Origin of the sequence: Nocardia sp. N2S4-5, assembly GCF_044628355.1 — a bacterium.
GTDB classification, from domain to species: domain Bacteria; phylum Actinomycetota; class Actinomycetes; order Mycobacteriales; family Mycobacteriaceae; genus Nocardia; species Nocardia wallacei_B.
The window spans coordinates 1,155,605-1,177,495 of the sequence record NZ_JBIUPM010000001.1; the positions used below are offsets into that span (position 1 = coordinate 1,155,605).

Below are 21,891 nucleotides of genomic sequence, written 5' to 3' on the forward strand. Positions count from 1 at the left end.
GTGCGGATCCGGACTGTGCTGCTGGTGGCCGTCCTCGCGGCGGCGGGCGTAATGGCAGTGACCGCGTTGGCGCAGCAGATGCAATTTCACACCGACAGCGGCGGCGACGGCAGCCGTTCGGTGATCACGTTCGACGCGCGCGCGAGATTCCGCGCACCGGCGGAGGATCCGGCCGTGACGGTGTGGAAACAGTGCCGCAGCATCGTGAGTCACGTGCGGGTGGTGGACGGCCCGGTCGAACACGAGGGCAGCTGGACCGTCACGCTGGAACCGGCGCTCGGTACGCATACCGAGCGCCGATTCGTCGGCTGCCTGCGCGATCTCGGCGTGGACGGCGTCACGGGTCGTCTGGTGGACCTTCGGCGCACCGGATGAGGTGAACAACTCTCGATCCGGATACTCGGGACAGACCTGGGGACAAACCGTTTCAGGCGGGTCCGAACGCGAGCGTGACATTGTGCCCGCCGAAGCCGAAGGAGTTGCTGAGCGCGTGTGAGATTCGCTGGGAACGCGCCCGCGCGTGCACGATGTCCAGTTCCACGCCCTCGTCGGCGGTCTCGAAATTGAGTGTGGGCGGCACGATCCGGTCGCGCAGCGTGCACACGGTGAGCAGCGCCTCCAGCGCACCCACCGCACCGATGGAATGCCCCAGCGCGGACTTCGGCGCGTACACCGAGGCCTGCCGGGCAACGGCGGCAATGGCATTGGCCTCCGACGCGTCGCCGACCGGTGTCGCGGTGGCGTGGGCGTTCACGTGGTCTATGTCGGCGGCGGTGAGACCCGCGGCGGCGATGGCCTTGCGCATGGCCCGCGCCGCGCCCGCGCCATCGGGCTCGGTGCCGGTGATGTGGTATCCGTCGGAACTGATTCCGGCCCCCAGCACCCGGCCCTCGATCCGGGCGCGGCGGGCGCGAGCGAACTCCTCGGATTCGAGCACCAGCAGCGCCCCGGCCTCGCCGAAGACGAAGCCGTCCCGGTCGCGATCGAAAGGCCGTGAGGCGCGGGCGGGTTCGTCGTTGCGGGTGCTCATGGCGCGCATCATGGCGAAACTGGCGATGGGCACCGCCTCGATGTAGCCCTCGACGCCACCCGCGATCACGACGTCCGCCTCGCCGGTCGCGATCAGTCGCCAGGCGTGTGCGATCGCCTCCGCGCCCGACGAACACGCCGAGGTCGGGGCGTATACGCCCGCCTTGGCGCCGAATTCGAGTCCGACCCGGGCCGCGGCGCCGTTGGGCATCACCATCGGCACCGTCAGCGGGGGCACCTTGCGGTAGCCGCCGGCGCGCATGGCGTCGACCGCGGTGATGAAGGCGTCGCCGCCGCCGAGCCCGGTGCCCACGGCCACGCCGAGCCGCTCACCGTCGACGTCGGGCTTGCCCGCGTCCTCCCAGACCTGGCGGGCGAGTACAAGCGCCAGTTGCTGCACGTAGGAGTGGCGGCGCTGTTCGAGGCGGCTCAGGTGCTCCTGCGGCCGTTGTTTGAGCTTGCCGCCGATGCGGACCGGCAGGTCGTACTCGGTGACGAAGTCGTCGTCGAGCGGGCCGATGCCACTGGCGCCGGCGAGCAGCTCCGTCCACGTCGTCTCCAGGTCGGGGGCCAGGCACGTGGTGGCGGCCATGCCGGTGACGACCACGTTCCGGGTCGTTTGTGTAGCAGTCGGTACATCCATGGGTGTCATGGATACCTGTAGCGACCGCTACAGTCAACTCGTGCCCAGACCTCTCGACCAGGCGCGCCGCGCCGAACTGCTGTCCGGCGTGATCGCCTATATCGGCGATCACGGCCTGACCGAACTGTCGCTACGCCCGCTCGCCGACTACCTCGGCACCAGTTCGCGCATGCTGATCCACTATTTCGGCACCAAGGAGCAGATGCTGGTGGCGGCCTTGGAAACCCAGCGCCCCGATATCCCGGCGATGTTCGCCGACGTCTCGGATCTCGCGGCCCTGCGGCGGCGGCTCATCGAGTCGTTCCGCGTGAACACCACCGGCGACTGGCTGCACAGCACCCGGGTGCTGCTACAGGTCCTCGGCGTGGCGGCGGTGCCGGGCAGCCCGTTCCGCGCCTACGCCGAGGACACCGTGCACGTACTGGTCGACGCCCTGACCGAGGTCCTGCGCCGCACCGCGCCGGAGCTCACCGACCCGGAATCGACTGCCACCGTGCTGGTTTCCGGTATCCGCGGTCTGCTCCAGGACCGGCTCGTCACCGGTGACAACACTCGGGTGTCGAAGGCGGCGCGGTTGCTCATCACGCGGACGCTGGAGGCGCCCCGGACGACGGACGGATAGCGCCCGTCAGGTGGCGAGGCCGGAGTCGCGGAGGACCTCGGCGAGAGGTTCGAGGACGGCCGGGGTGTGCGGCGGGGGAAGATAGATGATGGCGAGATCGAGGCCTTCGGCATCCAAGGCGGCCGCCCAATCGACGATCTCGGCGTAGCCGAGTCCGGGATCGAGGCGCTTCTGCGCCGAGAGCAGGATTTCCTTCGGGTCGCGGCCGATGTCGGCGCAGTGGGCGGCGAGAACGTCGCGCTTGCGGGCGAATTCCTCGACGGTCCCGGTGACGAAGTTCCAGTGCTGGGCGTAGCGGGCGGTGATGCGGAGGGTGCGCTTCTCGCCATTGCCGCCGATGCAGATCGGGGGATGGGGACGCTGCGGGCCCTTGGGCTCGTTGCGGGCGGCGCTCAGTTGATAGAACTTGCCGTCGAAATCCGTTGTCTCCTGGCTCAATAGGCCGATGAGCACCTGGCAGGCCTCTTCGAACCGGTCGAGGCGTTCGGTGATGGTGCCCAGCGGAATGCCGTAGGCGCCGGACTCCTCTTCGTTCCACCCGGCGCCGATGCCGAGTTCGAGGCGGCCACCGGAGATGATGTCGAGGGTGGCGGCCATATTCGCGAGCACCGCGGGATGCCGGTAGTGCACACCGGTCACCATCGTGCCGAGCCGCAAGCGCTGGGTAGCCTGCGCCAGCGCGGTGAGGGTGGTCCAGCCCTCCATGCACGGGCCGGTGGAATCGGAGAAGATCGGGTAGAAGTGGTCGAAGGTCCACCCCGACTCGTAGACATTGATGTCGTCGGCGGCCCGCCAGACCGCCAGCATGTCGGCCCACCTGGTGTCCTGCGGCGAGGTCTTGAACGCGAATCGCATAGTCACAGGCTAGGAGTTGGAGCACACTCCAGGTCAAGTGCCTTCGCCTGTGGACAAGACCCTGCGAGGAGGAGCGGTCACGCGCCACCGCGGCCGGGCGCGATAGGTGGCCGCGCGCAGCACCCATTCCACCGGGCCGTAGGCGTGCCCGCGCAACCACCATGCGCTGAACCACAATTGGGCCGCGAAGGTGACCACGGCGATGCCGATCACCGCGGGCGGTGCCACGTCGTCGGCGAGCGCTGCCCCGTAGCCGGTGTAGACGCACATGAACACGACCGACTGGCCGATGTAGTTGGTCGCGGCCATCCGCCCGGCCGGCGCCAGCCCGGCGACCGCGGGGGCCCACCGCGAGCGGGCGAGCCGCAGCACCAGCGCCATGTAGGCGAAGGTCATCAGCGGATTCACCAGTTCCTGCACGCCGAACCAGCAGGCGGGCGCACGCAGCAGCCCGGCGCCGTCGGCCCAGGTGACGGCCGAAATGGGCAGTCCCGCACCCAATCCCGCCCACAGCACGCGCGGGGTCCAGCGGCGGATCAGCTCGTCGTCCTCGAAGATCCGGCGCTTGCCCGCCGCCATGCCGAACAGAAACATCGCCAGGCTCGGTATGCCCTGGCCGATCCAGGTGAACAGCAGGAACAGCGGTCCGAAGAACAGCTGTGTCCGCAGCGTTTCGGTGAAGCCTCCGGTGAATCCCTCGGAGAGGCGCTGCAAGTCGAAGACCTGGGCCAGATCGGCGATCTGTCCGCCGCCGGTGTCGGATCCCGGGAGCAGCAGCGCCGGAAGTGTGAACAACCCGTAGAGAACCGCGCCGGTGATGACGGCGGTGCGCGGGCGGAGATTGCGCAGCAGGATGAGGATCAGGCACAGGACCGCGTACAGCGCGAGGATGTCGCCGATCCACAGCAGCAGCACGTGCGCGAGTCCGATCGCGAACAGCGCGGCGCAGCGCCGGAGCAGCCGGGCCCGCAGCGACGCCCCTACCCGCTCGGCGGCCGCGATCTGCAGCGTGAACGAGTAACCGAACAGGAACGCGAACAGCAGGTAGAACCGCCCGAGGAACAGCCCGTCCACCAGCCCCGTGGCGAAGGTATCCAGGCGCCCGTCGAAGCGGGGGCTCGGATCATCGGGCGGCCCAACGAGATTCAGCAGCGATGTCACCACCACGACATTGGTGACGAGGATGCCGAACAAGGCGAACCCGCGCAGGATGTCGACCTCGGCGATCCGCCGAACCCCCGCGGTGCGCGTCGACTCGATCGGACCGGACATGCGCTCACGCTATGCCGTGCGCCAGCCGCTGCGCGTCGCCCACCGTGGCGATTACCCCGCCCGACAGGTACTCCGGCGGACGGACCCGGACAGCACGGGGACGAGACCTCCGCAGTATTGACCTCACGAACATCGAGCACTTCGGAGTCCGGCTCCCGGTGCTGCTCGGATCGCGCTGCCACCCGTCGCCGATCACCGCGAGCGGAAACCTGGTGCGGGCGGTGGGACGCTGGTTCGATACGGTTTCGAGGGGTCTGTCGGTCCGCCCGGCGGCTGGTTGCCGGGGTGAGATGTGAGGGTTGCGCGGATGGGTGACAGTTCGATCGCGTGGGTCGACGGTGCGGTGGTGACCCTCGATCAGCGGGCGCTGCCGCACGCGGTGCGGGAGCTGCGGCTCACGACGGTCGACCAGGTCATCGACGCGATCGCGACGCTGGCCGTGCGCGGGGCGCCGGCGATCGGCGTGACGGGGGCGTTCGGGGTGGCGCTGGCCGCGCTGGCGCATCCCGGTGACACCGCGAAGGTGGAGTCCGAAGCCGCGCGCATCGCCGCCGCGCGTCCCACGGCGGTGAATCTGGCCTGGGGTGTGCGGCGGGTGCTGGCGAAGCTGCCCCTCGGGCCGCAGGCCGTCCTCGACGAGGCTACGGCGATGCTCGCGGAGGACGGTCGCGTCAATCGTGCCGCCGCGACCCACGCCGCGGATCTCGTGCAGCGGCTCTGCCCGGACCGGCCGCTGCGGCTGCTCACCCACTGCAACACGGGCCGCCTCGCCACCACCGCCTTCGGCACGGCATTGGGCGCGATCCGGGTGCTGTCGGAGCGCGGCGCGGTGGAGAACGTGCTCGTCGACGAGACCCGGCCGCTGCTGCAAGGCGCGCGCCTCACCGCGTGGGAACTGGCCGAGGCCGGGATCCCGCATCGGCTGACCATCGATGCGGCCGCGGCGTGGGCGATGGCGACCGGGCAGGTGGACTGCGTGCTGGTCGGGGCGGATCGGATCACCGCGGACGGCTCGGTGGCCAACAAGATCGGCACCTACGGCCTGGCCCTCGCCGCACATCGCCACGGGATCCCGTTCATCGTGGTCGCACCCGAATCCACCCGCGATCTCCGGACCGCCACCGGAGGCGGGATCGTCGTGGAGGAGCGCGCCGCGGCAGAGATCACCCACGTCGGCGGGGTCGCCACCGCGCCCGAAGGCACCGCGGTCTTCAATCCGGCGTTCGACGTGACGCCACCCGACCTGGTCACCGCGGTGGTGACCGAGAACGGGATCGTGGCGGGCGACGACGCGTCCGCGGCCGCCGACAGCATCGCCGCCCTCGCGCACTCCCTGTACGCACGCGGCTGGATGCCGGGCACGGCGGGCAACATCTCCGCGCGAGTGGGGGATTCGGCGCTGATCACGGGAAGCGGTCTGTCCAAGGGCGAGCTGACGGCCGCGGACATGGTGACGGTGAATATCGCCGACTCCCAACCGGTTTCGGGCACGCGGCGACCCTCCGCGGAGACTGCCATCCACACCGCCGTCTATCGCGCGACCGACGCCCGAGCCGTCGTGCACGTCCACCCGCCGCATGCCACCGCACAGTCGGTCGGCGCGCCGGAGTCGCTGCGGTTCACCGGGTACGAACTCCTCAAGGGACTGGGCCGGGCGGATACGATCAATATCCCGGTGTTCGCGAATCATGCCGACGTCCCGCGCATCGGCGCGGACATCGAGCGCCATCTCGCCGAGCATCCGGACGCGCCGCCGGTGCTGGTCATCGCCGGCCACGGCATCACCGCCTGGGGCGAGACCCTGGCGCAGGCCCGCGACCGCGCGGAATGCCTGGCGGCGATGTGCGAGTTGGCGGCGCTGACCGGCCGCCGCGAAATCTGATCACCCACACCGAGTTCCGAGGAGAAACCGCAATGACCATCCTGCAGATCATGGCCGACGGCGATGCCGCGCAGGTGCGGCTGCGGACCGGCGATCCCGAGGTCATCGGCGCCGAATTGGCAAAGCGCGGTATCGTTTTCGACCGCTGGCCCACCCTGCCCGGACTGGACGCCACGACGACCGGCGATCGAATTCTCGCCCACTACGACGACCGCATCGGCGAACTCAACGCCGACGGCCGCTACCGGCACATCGACCTGGCCCGCCTGCAACCCGACGACAGCGACCCGCAGTGGCCCGCCAAGGCCGCCGCGGCGCGCGGGAAGTTCCTGTCCGAGCACCGCCACGCCGAGGACGAGGTCCGCTTCTTCGCCGCCGGGCGCGGCTGCTTCTACCTGCACCTGGAGCCCGAAGTGATGGCGGTGGTGTGCGAGGGCGGCGACCTGGTGTCGGTCCCCGCCGGTACCCGGCACTGGTTCGACATGGGCACTCGTCCCGATTTCGTGGCCGTCCGGTTCTTCGAGGAGGAGGACGGCTGGGTCGGCGACTTCACCGGCGACGAGATCGGCGCGCGGTTCCCCACTCTCGACGAACTCGTCACGGCCTGAACGCCTCCGGCGGAAGAGAGCACATGATCACGGCGATCGTCGTCGACATCGAGGGCACCACCAGCCCGACGTCCGCGGTGCGCGAGGACCTGTACGGCTATACCCGGCAACGGCTTCCGCGGTGGCTGACCGACAACAGCGGCGGCGCCGCGGACGCGGTACTGACGGCGACCCGGGCGCTGGCCGGGCGGCCCGACGCGGGCCCGGCCGAGGCCGCCGAGATCCTACGCGGCTGGCTGGATTCGGATGTGAAGGCCGAACCGCTCAAGGTCGCACAGGGGTTGATCTGCGCGGAGGGCTTCCGCGACGGCGCTCTGCACGGCGAATTCTTCCCGGACGCGCCACCGGCGCTGCGGGCCTGGCACGCCGCCGGAATCACGCTGTACGTGTACTCGTCGGGTTCGGTGCGCAATCAACGGGATTGGTTCGCGTTCGCTCGCGACGGCGAGCTGGCGACGCTGATCAGCGGTTGGTTCGATCTGGCCAATGCCGGAAACAAGCGGGAGGCGGGCTCCTACGAGAAGATTGCCGGCGCGATCGGCGTACCGGCGGAACGCATTCTGTTCTTGTCCGATCACCCGGACGAACTCGATGCCGCCGTCACCGCGGGCTGGCAGGCGCTCGGCGTCAGCCGTCCCGGCGAACCGAACGCCCCACGGCCCCCGCACCGTTGGGTCGGATCGTTCGCGGAGATCGAGCCGGACTGACCCCGGAACGGCACGCGATGCCGAATTACACCGTGTGCCATTCCGTTTCACACGGCCGAGGCGGTCGCGCGGGTGATCAGGTGCTCCACCAAGGTCATCAGCACGGTGCGGCAGGAGGCCCGGTCGCGGGCATCGCACAGCACCACCGGCACGGTCGGGTCGAGATCCAGGGCATCACGCACCTCGTCCGTGGTGTAGACCGGCGCGTCCTCGAAGCAGTTCACCGCCACCGTGAACAGCAGTCCACGACGCTCGAAGTAATCAATACCGGCGAAAGAGCTTTCCAATCGCCGGGTATCTGCGATGACGATCGCGCCGAGGGCGCCGCGGGCGAGTTCGTCCCACAGGAACCAGAACCGGTCCTGGCCGGGCGTGCCGAACAGGTACAGCACCAGGTTCTGGTCGATGGTGATGCGGCCGAAGTCCAGTGCCACCGTGGTGGTTTTCTTGCTCTCCACGCCCGACATGTCGTCGATGCCGGAGGAGAGTTCGGTGATGAGTTCCTCGGTGCGTAGCGGGGGGATCTCGCTGATCGAGGACACCATCGTGGTCTTGCCGACGCCGAAGCCGCCGGCGACGAGGATTTTGACCGATGCGGCGAGCGGCGCCGCGGACATCGTTTCAGGCACGGTGTGTTTCTACAGCTTTCGGATTCCGTCGAGTACTGCTCGCAAGACATTGAGGTCGCCGGGGCCCGCGTCGGTGCGGGCGGGCACCCGGAAGTTCAGATGCCCCTCGCTGATCAAATCACCAACCAAGATCTTGGTGACAGCCAGGGGCAGTCTCAGGGTTGCCGATACCTCGGCGACCGACTGCGGAATCCGGCAGCGCCGAACGATTTCCGCATATTCCGGCTCCGGCCGCCGCAGCGGCGGGGCCGGGTCGACCGTGACCACCAGGGTGAGCATATCCAGATCGTGTCCGGCTCCCATGGTGCGGCCCCGCGTCACGGCGTACGGGCGGACCAGCGGGCCCGCCTCGTCGTCGAACCACGGTTGCCCGAAGCGCGTCATGACTATCTATGCTCCACCTGTTCCAGGCCGTTGCGGGGATGGGTGGACAGGTAGCTGCCGACCCGTTGCACGGTCAGGTTCATCTCGTAGGCGACCATACCCAGATTCGCGCTCTCGCTGGCCTGCAATGCGAGACACGCGTTGTCGCCGGCGGCGGTGACGAACAGCACCGCGCGGTCGAGTTCGATGACGGCCTGCCGGACGCCGCCGCCGTCGAAGCGGCTGCCGGCGCTACGGGCCAGCCCGTACAAGGTCGCCGACATGGCGCCGAAGTGCTCGGCGTCCTCGCGGTTCATGGTGTTGGATCGGCCGAGCAGCAGCCCATCGGTGGAATGCACCACCGCGTAACGCACGCCGGCGAGGCGCTCGACGAGATCGTCGAGCAACCAGTTCAGATCACCTGTGTTGGAAGAGGTCACCTTCGCCTTCCTGTTCCTCCGGGGCGGCGGGCGGTGAGGCCTGCCGCCCTTGTCTGGTGCCATTCTCTATGGCAGACATGACATCTCGGGCCTGCTCCGCCGAACGGGCGCGCTGCGGGCCGCTTTCGGCGCCCGACTGCTCCGCCAGTTCGGGCGCCAGGCTGGCCTGGCGGCGCCGGCGGGGGAGCGGCGGCCGCGCGTCGCTGCCGGTGTAGCGCGAGGGCGCGGGGCGGGCCTCCTCGGTGCGGGGACGCGGGGGCGGCAGGGTGGCGACGGCGGTGGGGACGGGCTCGGGCGAGGCGACGGGTAGTTCGCCCGTTTCGGTGCGTTCGGGCCGCCGCACGGCCGCGCGTTCGGGCAGATGGTCGGCCAGCGGGGCGTCGGGGGTGATGATCGCGGTCGGGATGAGCACGATGGCCCGGGTGCCGCCGTAGTCGGATTCGGCCAGCCGCACCGAGACGCCGTGCCGCAGGCCCAGCTGGGCGACCACGAACAGCCCGAGCCGGGAGTCCGCCGACAGTGTCGCCACACCGAAATCCGGTGGGTGGCGCAGCATCTCGTTGGTGCGCTCCAGGTCCTCGGCCGACATGCCCACGCCCTGGTCGCTGATCTCCACGATGACGCCCTTGCCGACCAGGTTCCCGGTGATATCGACGCGGGACTGCGGCGGCGAGAAGGAGGTGGCGTTGTCGACCAGTTCGGCCGTGAGGTGGATGAGGTCGGCGACCACGCCGCCGATGACGAACACCTGCGGCAGCCGCTGAATGCGCACCCGGGTGTAGTCGAGGGTCTCGCCGACCGCGCTGCGCACCAGCTCCACCAGCGGCACCGGCCGCCGCCACTGCCGCCCCGGCTCCCCGCCGCCGAGGATGACGAGGTTCTCGGCATTGCGGCGTTCCCGGGTGGCCAGGTGGTCCAGGCGGAACAGGGTGTCCAGCAGGGCCGGATCCTCCTGCCGCTGCTCGGCCTCGTCGAGGATCTCCAGCTGCCGGTGCACCACGATCTGGCTGCGGTGAGCGATGTTGAGGAACACCGCGCGCACGCCCTCGCGGGTGCGGGCCTCGGTGACCGCGGCCGCGACCGCCGCGGTGTGGGCGCGGTTGAACGCCTGTGCGACCGAGCCGATCTCGTCGTGGCCGAAATCCAAACGCGCGGCCTCGGTCTCGGGATCGACCTGCTCGCCTTCGGAGAGCTTGCGCATGGTCTCCGGCAGGCTCTTCTCGGCGAGGGTGAGTGTTTCGGTCCGCAGCCGCTTGAGCCGTCCGATGAGCCGGTTGGCCAGCCACAGCGATCCGAGGAAGGCCAGCACCGCGATCGCCAGGACCGCCGCGCCGGCGAGCAGCGAGTTGCGGCTGGTGTCGGCGGCGTCCTGGACCGCGAGCCGATTGCCGTGGTCGTTCTGAACCTTCCACAGCTCGAGCATCTGGTGGTTGGTCTGCTCGGCGGCCGTCCGCCAGGTCGGCAGCGGTGTCGGGGGTGCGGGGGCGCTGCCCGATCTGCTCGTCGGCTGCAGGCGGAGGACGAATTCCTCCATCGCCGCGAGCTGTTGCCAGCTGGCCGACTCGACGATGGTCCGCGCGCGGGTCTGCTGCTCGGTGCTGAGATCGTCGAGGAGTTGCTGCATTTCGGTGTGGTAGTAGCCCACCAGGTTGCGGTACTCGGCGGAGAGCTGGGGAGCGAGGCCCTGGCCGCCGAGCGCCGGAGCGGTGAGCGCGGTGGTGCGCGAGATCGCCTCCATCACGCGCACGATCCGCAGCGCGTCGGCGAATTCCGTGGCCACCGTGGCGTTGGGCGCGGTATCGATGATCATCTGGGTGCCCACGGCGACCGCGTGCAGCAATTGGGTGTAGATGCCGTACGCGTCCGGCACCGGCATCGCGCCGGAGTCGATGGCGCCACGAATGACCGGCAGCTGCTTCTGCAATGTGTCGAACCCGCCGACGTTCTCCATCGCGTCGGACTTGCTGACGACGGCGTCACGGACCGGGATCAGGCCGTTGATGGCGTGATCGAGATTCTGCCGCGCCGACCCGAGGGCCACCGGATCGGGCTGTTCCCCGGCAAGCTGCCACAGCGACAGCAGCCGCTCCTGTTCCACCGCCGCGATCATCTCGCGCACCGGGCCGTTGCTGCTCTCCATCGCGCTCGCCCAGTCCTCGGCGCGCTGCGCATCCCGTACCAGGTAGCCCGCCGCGCCCACACCGATCACGAGCAGGGCCAAGCTCGGCACCAGTGCGATCGCGAGAATGCGGGTCCGGACACCGAGCCTCGCTCTCAACATCGCCACAACGTAACCGGCGGTAGGGGTCGGCGGCGGCGCATTCCCGTTGAACGAGACATGTTTTGACACAGCGGCATCGAGTGTGCTTGTGCCACTGTGGGTTCGGGAGCGTGCTCAGGGAGTCTCGGGTTCTCGTCGGAATACCCGATAACGTCCGTGTCTACCCTCCCGATTTCGGCGTGCCACTTTCCTCCCGCGCACGTCGCGGCGACCACTGGAATCGCGGAGTATTTCGGGGCTGCCGCTTGTGAATATCGACGGTCCTACCCGAGGTGGTAGGCGCGATCCGGCCCGCGCGGTAGATTGTGTGTATCGCGTGGTTACTGACAAGTAGGAGACGATGATGCCCGTGCCGGAAGCCGCCGTATTCGAGCGTCTGCGGGAGTTCGCGGCCGTCGACGCCGCCGCCGAACACACGACGCGCACCATTACGGAGGTGTTCACCGGTCGCGCTTTGGGAGAGGTGCCGGTCGGGACGGCCGAGGATGTCGCCGCGGCGTTCGAGAAGGCCCGTGCCGTACAGCAGCGCTGGGCCGCGCGGCCGCCCAAGGAGCGCGCGGCCGTGCTCGAGCGCTACCGCGAGCTCGTGGTGCAGAACCGCGAGTACCTGATGGATGTCATCCAGGCCGAGACCGGCAAGGCCCGCTGGGCGGCCCAGGAAGAGATCATGGGCCTGATGTTCGCGGCCCGGTACTTCGCCCGCATGGCGCCGCGGCTGCTCGCGCCGCACCAGGCGCCGGGCGCGTTCCCGGTGCTGAACCGCGCCTCCGTGCGCACCCAGCCCAAGGGCGTGGTCGGCGTGATCGCGCCGTGGAACTACCCGATGCTGCTGTCGATCGGCGATTCGATCCCGGCCCTGCTGGCCGGCAACGCGGTGATCGTGAAGCCGGACAGCCAGACGCCGTACTCCTCGCTGGCGAACGTGGAACTGCTGTGGCGTGCCGGACTGCCGCGGGATCTGCTGCAGGTGGTGCCCGGACCCGGCACGGTCGTCGGCACGGCCATCGTGGATTCCTGCGACTATCTGATGTTCACCGGTTCCTCGTCCACCGGCAGCACGCTGGCGCAGCAGTGCGGCAAGCGGCTGATCGGCTTCTCCGCCGAACTCGGCGGCAAGAACCCGATGATCGTCACGCGCGGCGCCGATCTGGACAAGGCGGCGAAAGCCGCTGTGCGGGCCTGCTTCTCGAACGCGGGCCAGCTCTGCATCTCGATCGAGCGGCTGTATGTGGAGAAAGCCGTGGCCGAGCCGTTCACCCGGAAGTTCGTGGCCGCGGTGGAGGCGGCGAAGCTGGGCGCGGCCTACGACTATTCGGCCGATATCGGCTCGCTGATCTCCGAGGCGCAGCTGGAAACGGTCACCAAGCATGTCGCCGACGCCACCTCCAAGGGCGCCGCGGTGCTCGCGGGCGGGAATGCCCGGCCCGATATCGGCCCGCTGTTCTTCGAGCCCACGGTGCTGGCCGAGGTCACCGACGCGATGGAATGCGGCCGCAACGAGACGTTCGGCCCGCTGGTGTCGATCTATCCGGTCGCCGACGTGGAGGAGGCGATCACGCTCGCCAACGACACCGAATACGGCCTGAACGCGAGCGTGTGGGCGGCGAGCAAGACCGAGGGCGAGCGCATCGCCGCCCGCCTGCACGCCGGAACGGTATGCGTGGACGAGGGTTACGCCCCGGCCTGGGGCAGCACCGGCGCGCCGATGGGCGGCATGGGCATCTCCGGTGTCGGTCGCCGCCACGGTCCCGACGGGCTGCTGAAGTTCACCGAGCCGCAGACGGTGGTAGTGACGCGCTTCCTGAATCTCGATGCGCCCTGGGGCGTTCCGCAGAGCAAGTGGCAGCCGTTCCTGATGGGCGTGGCGCGGGCGATCAGGTTCCTGCCGGGACGCTGAGGAGGGCCGCCGCGCTCAGTAGGGGTGGGCGCGGGCGGACCATCGGGCGGCCAGGGCCTCGGACCTGGTGACGGGGAACGCGATTCGCTGTGGGTCGCCGTCGGAGGTGTAGCGGCGTTCGGGGTGTTCGGCGAGGCGGTCCAGCCAGTAGGCCGAGTCGAAGGGGACCTCGCCTCGGCCCGACCGGATGCGGGGTACGGCGGCGGGGTCGATCGAGCCGTAGGGGGAGGGCGCGGATTCCGAGCCGACCAGCATGACCGCGTCGAACGTGTAGGACGTGCCGTCCCAGCTGCCCGCGCGGGCGGATGCGGGGTCGTCGGGAGCGACGCCCAGGGGTAGCGCCATCGTGCGTACGGGCGCGCCCGGGACGGCCTGCTGGATCGTGCGCACGTTGAGCGCGAGTTCGCGCTGTACCCCGGCGGCGTCCAGGTTGCCCAGGTTGGCGTGGGTGGCGGTGTGTGCGCCGAGGTCGTATCCGTGTGCGGCGAGCCACGGCAGCGCGCGGGGATCGTCGCCGAACAGGTCGTCGGTGACGTAGAAGGTCGCGACGGCCGGGAAGTCCGGGTGCTGTGCCGCGAAATCGGCGAGGATGCCGACCGCGCTGTCGGGCACGGGATTTCCGTCCGGGGCGAAGGCCACCTGACTGACCGTGGAGTCGTCGAAGGTCAGCACCGCGGGATGGGTTCCGGCGGGGATATCTATCTCGCCCGCAACGTATTTCGCGGCGGTGACCGGACGGTAGCCCTCGCGGTACAGCCGCTCCAGCTCGGCGCGGAACTCCGCGGGCGTCTGGTCGTACTCGCCGGCCGGGGCGGGGCTCAGCTGGTGGTACATCAAGATCGGCACCAGGCCCAGTTCGTCGGCCGCGACGGCCGCCGGGTCGGGCGCGGGCGCCGGTGGTTGCGGCGGGGGAGCGGCGGCGGGCGTGACCGGCCGGGGCGCGCCGCACGCGGCCGCCGCCAGCAGGATCAGGGCGGACAGGACGATGCGGCACATCCTCACCATCACGCCGATATTACGTACCGCCAACGATTTTCGTGATGCGCTCGGAAGTCGCGACGAATCGCGTTACCGGCATGGATATTAGGGAGACGTCGACCGAAAGCTGGTGTGTACGTTGCTGAAACGTGTCCCGACACAGGATCGCCGACGGCTGGCGATCGTCTCGGTGCTGGTGGTCGCGGTGCTGCTGGTGGCGGGTTCGGCCCTCGGCGCGGTCCGGGCCGAACCGACGGGCCTGATCATGAACGGTCTCCCGGCCGGTCCGGTGGGCGCGGCTGCGCTGGGTTCGCTGGAGCTGTCGGTGGACATCGGCGATCACGATCGCCGGGCGTTGCGGCTCACTGTCGACGGGCGGGAGGTGTCCGGCGCGATCTCGGGGACCACGGTGCGGTACCGCCCCGCCGGGCTGTCCGAGGGCGACCACACCGTCACCGCCGAGATCCGCCCGGGCGGCCTGTTCGGCTGGATGCGCACCGGCCCCGGCGTCTCGCGGACGTTCACCGTCGACACCACGGCCCCGGATCTCGAGGTGGCGGCGCTGCCGCCGGTGTCGTCGTACCGTCAGCCGGTTACCGTGCGCGGCAAGGCGATTGGTGCCGATCGCGTCACGGTCGGCGCCGGAGCCGCGACTCCGGACTCGTCGGGAGATTTCGAGATCGCCCTGCCGCGTGCCCCGGTGGGCGCTGCCGTCACCGCGGTCGACGCGGCGGGCAATACGACGACCCGGCCGCTGTCCGCGGCGGTCGCGCTGCCGCCCATGAAGGCGGTCCACGTCACCGCCTACGGCTGGGCCGACGAGGGGCTGCGATCCGGCGTGCTGGCCATGGCGCGCGAGGGGCGCATCAACACCGTCGAACTCGACATCAAGGACGAGGACGGAATGATCGGCTACGCCTCGGACGTGCCGCTCGCCCGGGAATCCGGGGCGTCGACGCGGATCTACGATGCCCGAGCGGCCCTGAAGACGTTGCACGACATGGGGATCCGAGTCGAAGGCCGCATCGTGGCCTTCCGGGACCCGACGCTGGCGGGCTGGGCGTGGCGCAGCGGCCATCCGGACTGGGTGGTGCAGGACCCGGCGGGCCTGCCCTATTCCAGCGGATACGGCGCCATCGCCTTCACCAACTTCGCCCATCCCGAAATCCGAAGGTACAACATCGATCTCGCGGCCGAGGCGGCTCGGCTCGGCTTCGACGGAGTCATGTACGACTACGTGCGCCGCCCGGACGGCCCACTGGACGGCATGCGCTTCGCCGGACTGGCCGAGCCGCCGACCGACTCGATCGCGCACTTCCTCCGGGACAGCCGCGATCCCGTGCGCGACGGCGGCGCCGCCCTGAGCGCGGCGGTATTCGGCATCGCCGCCACCCGGCCCGGCCAGATCGCGCAGGACATTCCGATGATGGCGGCGAACGTGGATTACGTAGCGCCGATGCTGTATCCGTCGCACTGGGGCGCCGGGGAGTACGGGGTGGCCGATCCCAATGCCCAGCCCTACGACATCATCGCCCGCTCGCTCCAGGACTTCCGCACACAGACCGCGGGCACCGGCGCGAAGGTGATCCCGTGGCTGCAGGATTTCAGTCTCGGCGTGAACTACGGGGACGGCGAGGTGCGCGCCCAGATCGATGCGGCGGCCGCCAACGGCGTCGACAGCTTCCTGCTGTGGAATGCCGCGAGCCGATACCACGCCGGGGCGCTCGCCCCTGACCACTGACCCGGCGTGGCACGGCCCCGGAATCGCTCATGCGGTCCGGCCTTCAGCGGCCAGACCGCGTAGCGCGAGTTCGACATGATGTCCGATCGTGTCCGGTTCGGAGTCGGGGATCAGTTGCGCGATGCGGATGAGTCCGAGGAGTTGGTAGGCGATGTCGCGAGCGGTCACGTCGGTGGCCAGGGTGTGGTCGGCGCGGGATCGATCGACGGCCGCCTGCCCGATCTCGGTGAGGTGCGAGAGGCATCGCCGGAGATCGGCATCGGAGGGCGATCCGGCAGTGAGCAGATCGATCATTGCCTTGTTGCCGGCGAGTTGAGCCATCGTCGCGCCGAAGAACTCGCGAAGACCGGCAATCGCGGACATTCGTTCCGGAAGGGTCGCCCCGGCGAGGTCGGTGAGGTCGGTCCCCGTCACGGCGTGCACGAGGTGCTCGCGGGTGGGGAAGTGCCGGTAGAGGGTGCCGACTCCGACACCGGCCGCCGCGGCGACGGCGCGCATGTCGACGGCCATGCCGTTCTCCCGGAAGGCGGCGGCCGCGGCCGTCAGGATCCGATCCCGGTTGGCGACGGCATCGCGCCGCTGCTTGCGATCATCTGCCACCACCACACTATAGCTATTCGGAACATGTGTTCCGGAACAATGCTAGCCTGATCCGGAACACATGTTCCGAATATTGGGAGGTTGAGCGGTGAGGACGATCGTGGTCACCGGAGGTACCGACGGCATGGGAGCCGCACTGGCACGGCACTTCCTGAATGCGGGAGATCGCGTCGTCGTGATCGGGCGCAGCCGCGCCAAGTTCGAGGCGCTGCTCACGACTGTGACGAGCGACCAGCCCGTGGGGTCGCGGGCGGAGTTCGTCGCGGCGGATCTGTCGCTGGTCGCAGACAGCCGTCGCGTGGTCGCACACCTGCGGGCGAATCATGAGCGGATCGATGCGCTGGTTCTGGCGGCCTCGTTCATACGGCAACGCAGACACCTCACCGCCGAGGGACATGAGGCGTCCTGGGCGCTGTTCTTCCTCTCCAAATACTTGTTCGTCACCGGGCTCCACACGCTTCTCGGCGCAGTCGACAGACCGGTCATCGTGAACACGGCTGTTCCCGGCGCGCGGGCCGATGCCATCACCTTCGATGACCTCGAGATGGGCAAGGGGTTCAGCTTTGCCAGGTCCAACGCGCAGCAGCGTCGCGCCAACGAGTTGCTCGGCATCCTCGCCACGAACCACAACCCCGGCCTCTCCTACGTCACCTGGGGTCCGGCCCGGCTCGTCCGCTCCAGCTTCGCCGGTGAAGTCGGGAAGACCATGACAATCGCCGCCACGATTCTCGGGACGCTGGCGGGCCAGCACCCGGACGCCGCGGTCCGCCCGATCATCGACCTCATCGACACGCCGACCCCGGGCAGGGCCGCTTACCGTGGCGCAAAACAACTCACGCTCACCGACAGCGACCGCGACCACGAGGACGCCACGCGCCTGGCGGCGGCAGTCGCCGACGTCGCCGCAGGGTGACCGCGCCGTCCGGGCCGACTCGTGCCGTCAGGCTTCCAGGTCGGCTCCCGTGCGCGGCGGATGAGCTTCGAGCGCTTCGACTTCCGAGTCCGACAGCAGCCGGGAACGGATCAGGAAGCGCACCCCTTCCGGCGCCTCGAGCGAGAATCCGCTGCCGCGCCCGGGCACCACGTCCACGGTGAGATGGGTGTGCCGCCAGTACTCGAACTGGTCCGCGCTCATCCAGAACGGTGTGTCGCCCGGCAGGCTGCCGAGCAGGACATCCGCGGCGCCGACCCGGAACTCGTTGCGTGGGTAGCACATCGGCGAACTGCCGTCGCAGCATCCGCCGGACTGGTGGAACATCACCGGCCCGTGCTGCTCGACCAGCCGGTCGAGCAGCAGCGACGCCGCCTCGGTGATCCCGATGCGCGCGGGGCGGTCGGTCATCAGAAGAATCCGAGCTTCTTGGGCGAGTAGCTGACCAGCAGGTTCTTGGTGTTCTGGTAGTGGTCGAGCATCATCTTGTGGTTCTCCCGGCCGATGCCGGACTTCTTGTAGCCGCCGAACGCGGCGTGCGCGGGGTAGGCGTGATAGCAGTTGGTCCACACCCGTCCGGCCTTGATGGCGCGGCCGAGCCGGTAGGCGGTGTTCATGTCCCGGGTCCACACGCCGGCGCCGAGCCCGTACAGCGTGTCGTTGGCGATGCCGATCGCCTCCGGCACGGATTCGAACTTGGTCACCGAGACCACCGGCCCGAAGATCTCCTCCTGGAAGATGCGCATGTCGTTGCGGCCCTCGAAGATCGTCGGCTCGACGTAGTAGCCGTTGGGGTAGCCGTCGACCTTGCGTATCTCGCCGCCGGTGAGTACTCGCGCCCCTTCCTTCCGGCCGATGTCGATGTAGGAGCGGATCTTCTCGTACTGGTCGTTGCTGGCCTGGGCGCCGATCATGGTGGCCTCGTCGAGCGGGTTGCCGCCCTTGATGTTGCGGGTGCGCTCGACGCAGCGGGCCATGAACTCGTCGTAGATCTCGGCGTGCACGAGAGCCCGCGACGGACAGGTGCACACCTCGCCCTGGTTCAGCGCGAACATCACGAAACCCTCGACCGCCTTGTCGAGGAACTCGTCGTCGGCGGCGGTGACGTCGGGCAGGAAGATATTGGGGCTCTTGCCGCCCAGCTCCAGGGTCACCGGGATGATGTTCTCGCTGGCGTACTGCATGATCAGGCGGCCGGTGGTGGTCTCGCCGGTGAACGCCACCTTCGCCACCCGGGGACTGGAGGCCAGTGGCTTGCCGGCCTCCACGCCGAATCCGTTGACCACGTTGAGAACTCCGGGCGGCAGCAGGTCGGCGATCAGCTCCACCACCAGCAGCAGCGACGCCGGGGTCTGCTCGGCCGGCTTGATGATCACGCAGTTGCCCGCCGCCAGCGCGGGCGCGAGCTTCCACGCGGCCATGAGGATCGGGAAGTTCCAGGGGATGATCTGGCCGACCACGCCGAGCGGCTCGTGGAAGTGGTAGGCCACCGTGTCGGCGTCGAGTTCGGACAGCCCGCCTTCCTGCGCGCGGATGGCTCCCGCGAAATAGCGGAAGTGGTCGACGGCCAGCGGGATGTCGGCGGCCAGGGTTTCGCGGACCGGTTTGCCGTTCTCCCAGGTCTCGGCGACGGCCAGCCGCTCCAGGTTGGCCTCGATGCGGTCGGCGATCTTGTTGAGCAGGTTGGCGCGCTCGGTCGGGGCGGTGGCGCCCCAGCTGTCGGCGGCGGCGTGCGCGGCGTCGAGCGCGAGATCGATGTCGGCGGCCGTGGAACGGGCCACCTCGCAGAATGTTTCGCCGTCGACGGGTGACGGGTTGTCGAAGTACCGTCCCTCGACCGGAGCCTTCCAGTCCCCACCGATGAAGTTGTCGTAGCGCCGGGCGAAGTCGACGAGGCTGCCGTCCGTGCCGGGCTTGGCGTAGATCATGATGCTCGCTTCCTGTGCGGTCGGCGGACGAGCCGTCCGTCCCGGCACACCGAGCATCGATGCCCGCGGGCGACGAGGCTCGTGCCGCCGACTGATCCGTGGTGACAGGGCTCACTATGCGGCCGTCCGGTTGGCGCGAGGTTGGCGCGGTGAGCACGCACGTAACCTGCTGCCCCGCTGGCGGCCTGCCCTGCTCAGCCGTGCAGGGCGGCGTGCAGGCGGGCGGTTACGAGGGCGCGGCGGGGGTCGTCCGGTGGGAGGAGGCGCAGGGCGTGTTCGTGGAGTTGGGCGTCTTCGGGGCAGCGGGCGCCGAATTCGACTGCGTGCGTGGCGGTTCGGCTGTTCAGGACGGCGGTGCGCAGGCTGACGTCGAGGTATTCGCGCCACTGCGCGATGCCGGGGGTGTCGGAGCCGGGCAGCAGTGGACCTCGATAGAGCCGCAGTGCGGTGGCGACGTCTCCGGCGGCGACGGCGGCGAGCAGGTCGACCGCGTCGCAGGAGATCGGGCGGGCCAGCGTGTAGCGGCGGCTGGTGATGTCGCCGCCGGTGGCATTGCGCAGATGGGAGACATCGGCCTTCAGTGTCGATGCCGAGACCGGGCGGTCACCGTAGACGGCCGCGTGCAGGCGCTGCGGCGTATAGCCGTCGGGTTCCAGGGCGAGCAGCGCCAGGATCTCGAGCTGCCTGGGCCGCAAGCGGATCGGCATCCCCGAGCGGATGAGGGCGGCCGCGCCGAGGCATCGCAGCCGTAGCTCCGGTGGCGCGGCGTCGCCGGGTGCGGCCGGTAGCCGGGATTCGATCGCGGACACCAGCGCCCGCACCGTCGACATGGCCAGCGGATGCGATCGGTCCCAGGTCGTGGACAGGTCGAGCACGCCGAGACGGCGGCCGTCGGGGGCATGGATGGGGGCGCAGTAGCAGACCCAGCCGTGCAGGGCGGCGACCAGGTGCTCGGCGGAGAACACGACACTCGGTTCGCCGGTGCGCAGCGCCAGGGACAGGGCGTTGGTACCCATGTGCGTCTCGTCCCAGCGGCCGCCGGGAGCGAAGTTGACCTGCTCGGCGCGCCGGCGCATCACGCGCCCACCGCACGACCACAGGATGGTGCCGCGTTCGTCGGTGACCGCGGCGACGAAGCCGGAATCGTCTGCGATGCTGCGCAATTCGTCGGCCAGCTCGGTGACGGGGGTGCGCAGCGGCGACTGCGACCATCGGGAACCCAGTTCACCGTCGTCGGCGGGCGCGGCGGGGCAGGCGGGGTCCACGGTGGGCAGCGAACGCCGCCACGACTGCACGACCTCACTGCGGAGCACGGTTTGCCCGGCGGGCACCGCGTGCACCGGTGCCCAGCGGGCCCACTCCTGTTCCAGGGCGGCGCGCCGCTGGGACAGGGCGCGAATCTGGGGCATCGCTACGACCTCGCATCGGGGATGTACCTGCGCTCTCATGATTGCGTACCGGGCCGCGCCCCGCGGGAATTTCCGTGCTCCGATACTTGTAGACAGGAGTCATGAGCGCTCCTTTCCGCTTCGGCGTGAACCTGTTCCACCCCGCCTCCCGGGCCGAGTGGGTCGAAAAGTGCCGCAAGGCAGAACAACTCGGCTTCGATGTACTCGGCGTACCCGACCACCTCGGATTTCCGGCGCCGTTCCCGGCGATGCTGCAGGCCGCGGAGGTGACCGAGCGTGTTCGCATCAACACCTTCGTCCTCAACGTGCCCTTCTACAACCCGGTGCTGCTGGCGCGCGAGGTCGCGACCGTGGACCTGCTCAGTGACGGCCGGATCGAACTCGGCCTCGGCGCCGGTTACGTGCAGGCCGAATTCGAGGCCGCGGGACTGCCGTTCCCCAGCGGGGGCCGCCGGGTCGACCAGCTCGCGGAGACGGCGGCGACGCTGCGGCGGCTGTACGCGGACCCGGACTACCAGCCGCGGCCCGCGCAGGCCGGTGGCCCGCCGCTGCTGATCGCGGGGTGGGGTGACAAGTTGCTGCGGGTGGCCGCCGAGCACGCCGATATCGTCGCCTTCACGGGCGGCACGGCCACCGACGGCGGGCACATCACCGTCGCGACCCCCGACGCGACGGCGCGGCGCGTCGAGTACGTGCGTGGCCTGCTCGGCGAGCGCGCGGACAGCGTCGAGTACAACATCCTGGTCCAGGCCGTGGCGCCGGGCAGCGAACGTGGCGCGATCCTCGAACGCTACGCGGCCAACCTGCCCGACGACGCGTCGGATCTGCTCGAGGATATTCCGGTGCTGCTGGTCGGCTCGCCCGACGAACTGGCCGACCGGTTGCGCGAGCGCCGCAAGCGTTACGGCTTCAACTACATCACCGTGCTGGAGCCGGCCATGGAGCGCTTCGCCGAGGTGATCGAACTGCTGCGCTGAGCCGCCCGCCGGCAATCGCGACACGCCGAGGGCATTGCCCGGGTCCGGAGCCGCGGTGATGGTTGTCTGCTATCGCTGCGCGCAAATGATCGCTCGATC

21 protein-coding genes are annotated in these 21,891 nt (G+C 69.6%); 9 read left to right on the forward strand and 12 right to left on the reverse strand.

Annotated features, from left to right (window positions below):
* Complete coding sequence (locus ACFMRZ_RS05125) at positions 1-375, forward strand: hypothetical protein (RefSeq protein WP_400178120.1); 375 nt, start codon at positions 1-3, stop codon at positions 373-375.
* 52 nt (positions 376-427) lie between these two features.
* On the opposite strand, the gene ACFMRZ_RS05130 is transcribed toward ACFMRZ_RS05125, so the two are convergent.
* Positions 428-1,672: a KasA/KasB family beta-ketoacyl-ACP synthase gene (locus tag ACFMRZ_RS05130; RefSeq protein ID WP_400178121.1), complete on the reverse strand. Its 1,245-nt coding sequence runs from the start codon at positions 1,670-1,672 to the stop codon at positions 428-430.
* A 40-nt stretch (positions 1,673-1,712) separates the two neighbouring features.
* Between ACFMRZ_RS05130 and ACFMRZ_RS05135 the strand changes: the two genes are divergently transcribed.
* Positions 1,713-2,294 (forward strand): TetR/AcrR family transcriptional regulator, encoded by a 582-nt coding sequence (locus ACFMRZ_RS05135; protein ID WP_400178122.1) that lies wholly within the window; start codon positions 1,713-1,715, stop codon positions 2,292-2,294.
* A 6-nt stretch (positions 2,295-2,300) separates the two neighbouring features.
* On the opposite strand, the gene ACFMRZ_RS05140 is transcribed toward ACFMRZ_RS05135, so the two are convergent.
* Both ACFMRZ_RS05140 and ACFMRZ_RS05145 read right to left on the reverse strand, forming a co-directional pair.
* Positions 2,301-3,149, reverse strand: coding sequence for an LLM class F420-dependent oxidoreductase (locus ACFMRZ_RS05140; RefSeq protein WP_400178123.1), 849 nt, complete (start codon positions 3,147-3,149; stop codon positions 2,301-2,303).
* Between the two features lie 33 nt (positions 3,150-3,182).
* On the reverse strand, positions 3,183-4,421 hold the full coding sequence (locus tag ACFMRZ_RS05145; protein WP_400178124.1) for a DUF418 domain-containing protein: 1,239 nt from the start codon (positions 4,419-4,421) through the stop codon (positions 3,183-3,185).
* A 307-nt stretch (positions 4,422-4,728) separates the two neighbouring features.
* Between ACFMRZ_RS05145 and mtnA the strand changes: the two genes are divergently transcribed.
* From mtnA to mtnC, 3 genes are read left to right on the forward strand one after another with little or no spacing between them, the layout of a single operon-like run.
* Positions 4,729-6,303, forward strand: a complete 1,575-nt coding sequence (mtnA, locus tag ACFMRZ_RS05150) for an S-methyl-5-thioribose-1-phosphate isomerase (protein WP_400178125.1) — start codon at positions 4,729-4,731, stop codon at positions 6,301-6,303.
* A 32-nt stretch (positions 6,304-6,335) separates the two neighbouring features.
* The gene (locus ACFMRZ_RS05155) at positions 6,336-6,911 is read left to right on the forward strand and encodes a 1,2-dihydroxy-3-keto-5-methylthiopentene dioxygenase (RefSeq protein ID WP_400178126.1); all 576 of its coding nucleotides are present in this window, start codon (positions 6,336-6,338) and stop codon (positions 6,909-6,911) included.
* Positions 6,912-6,934: 23 nt separating this feature from the next.
* Complete coding sequence (gene mtnC, locus ACFMRZ_RS05160) at positions 6,935-7,618, forward strand: acireductone synthase (RefSeq protein WP_400178127.1); 684 nt, start codon at positions 6,935-6,937, stop codon at positions 7,616-7,618.
* 47 nt (positions 7,619-7,665) lie between these two features.
* Here mtnC and ACFMRZ_RS05165 read toward each other — a convergent pair whose 3' ends face one another.
* The 4 genes from ACFMRZ_RS05165 to ACFMRZ_RS05180 are packed head-to-tail and all read right to left on the reverse strand — an operon-like array spanning position 7,666 to position 11,331.
* Positions 7,666-8,235, reverse strand: coding sequence for an ATP/GTP-binding protein (locus ACFMRZ_RS05165; protein ID WP_280273555.1), 570 nt, complete (start codon positions 8,233-8,235; stop codon positions 7,666-7,668).
* Positions 8,236-8,256: 21 nt separating this feature from the next.
* The gene (locus tag ACFMRZ_RS05170) at positions 8,257-8,631 is read right to left on the reverse strand and encodes a DUF742 domain-containing protein (RefSeq protein WP_400178128.1); all 375 of its coding nucleotides are present in this window, start codon (positions 8,629-8,631) and stop codon (positions 8,257-8,259) included.
* A 2-nt stretch (positions 8,632-8,633) separates the two neighbouring features.
* Positions 8,634-9,050, reverse strand: a complete 417-nt coding sequence (locus ACFMRZ_RS05175; RefSeq protein WP_280273539.1) for a roadblock/LC7 domain-containing protein — start codon at positions 9,048-9,050, stop codon at positions 8,634-8,636.
* A complete protein-coding gene (locus tag ACFMRZ_RS05180; RefSeq protein ID WP_400178129.1) occupies positions 9,028-11,331 on the reverse strand; it encodes a nitrate- and nitrite sensing domain-containing protein in 2,304 nt (767 codons plus the stop codon). The genes ACFMRZ_RS05175 and ACFMRZ_RS05180 overlap by 23 nt, the downstream gene beginning before the upstream one ends.
* Positions 11,332-11,674: 343 nt before the next feature.
* Between ACFMRZ_RS05180 and ACFMRZ_RS05185 the strand changes: the two genes are divergently transcribed.
* The gene (locus tag ACFMRZ_RS05185; protein WP_400178130.1) at positions 11,675-13,228 is read left to right on the forward strand and encodes a succinic semialdehyde dehydrogenase; all 1,554 of its coding nucleotides are present in this window, start codon (positions 11,675-11,677) and stop codon (positions 13,226-13,228) included.
* A 15-nt stretch (positions 13,229-13,243) separates the two neighbouring features.
* Here ACFMRZ_RS05185 and ACFMRZ_RS05190 read toward each other — a convergent pair whose 3' ends face one another.
* Complete coding sequence (locus ACFMRZ_RS05190) at positions 13,244-14,233, reverse strand: polysaccharide deacetylase family protein (protein WP_400178131.1); 990 nt, start codon at positions 14,231-14,233, stop codon at positions 13,244-13,246.
* Between the two features lie 112 nt (positions 14,234-14,345).
* On the opposite strand from ACFMRZ_RS05190, the gene ACFMRZ_RS05195 reads away from it, so the two are divergent.
* Positions 14,346-15,947: a putative glycoside hydrolase gene (locus tag ACFMRZ_RS05195; protein WP_400178132.1), complete on the forward strand. Its 1,602-nt coding sequence runs from the start codon at positions 14,346-14,348 to the stop codon at positions 15,945-15,947.
* A gap of 27 nt (positions 15,948-15,974) precedes the next feature.
* Here the strand turns inward: ACFMRZ_RS05195 and ACFMRZ_RS05200 are convergent, their stop codons facing one another.
* A complete protein-coding gene (locus ACFMRZ_RS05200) occupies positions 15,975-16,547 on the reverse strand; it encodes a TetR/AcrR family transcriptional regulator (protein WP_400178133.1) in 573 nt (190 codons plus the stop codon).
* A 100-nt stretch (positions 16,548-16,647) separates the two neighbouring features.
* On the opposite strand from ACFMRZ_RS05200, the gene ACFMRZ_RS05205 reads away from it, so the two are divergent.
* Positions 16,648-17,460: an SDR family NAD(P)-dependent oxidoreductase gene (locus ACFMRZ_RS05205; RefSeq protein WP_400182772.1), complete on the forward strand. Its 813-nt coding sequence runs from the start codon at positions 16,648-16,650 to the stop codon at positions 17,458-17,460.
* Between the two features lie 27 nt (positions 17,461-17,487).
* On the opposite strand, the gene ACFMRZ_RS05210 is transcribed toward ACFMRZ_RS05205, so the two are convergent.
* The 3 genes from ACFMRZ_RS05210 to ACFMRZ_RS05220 all read right to left on the reverse strand — a co-directional run bounded on the left by ACFMRZ_RS05210 (position 17,488) and on the right by ACFMRZ_RS05220 (position 20,815).
* Complete coding sequence (locus tag ACFMRZ_RS05210; RefSeq protein WP_400178134.1) at positions 17,488-17,889, reverse strand: DUF779 domain-containing protein; 402 nt, start codon at positions 17,887-17,889, stop codon at positions 17,488-17,490.
* Complete coding sequence (locus ACFMRZ_RS05215) at positions 17,889-19,409, reverse strand: aldehyde dehydrogenase family protein (protein WP_400182773.1); 1,521 nt, start codon at positions 19,407-19,409, stop codon at positions 17,889-17,891. The genes ACFMRZ_RS05210 and ACFMRZ_RS05215 overlap by 1 nt, the downstream gene beginning before the upstream one ends.
* Positions 19,410-19,600: 191 nt before the next feature.
* Complete coding sequence (locus ACFMRZ_RS05220; protein ID WP_400178135.1) at positions 19,601-20,815, reverse strand: transcriptional regulator; 1,215 nt, start codon at positions 20,813-20,815, stop codon at positions 19,601-19,603.
* 101 nt (positions 20,816-20,916) lie between these two features.
* Between ACFMRZ_RS05220 and ACFMRZ_RS05225 the strand changes: the two genes are divergently transcribed.
* Positions 20,917-21,792, forward strand: coding sequence for an LLM class F420-dependent oxidoreductase (locus ACFMRZ_RS05225; RefSeq protein ID WP_400178136.1), 876 nt, complete (start codon positions 20,917-20,919; stop codon positions 21,790-21,792).
* Positions 21,793-21,891 lie beyond the last annotated feature (99 nt).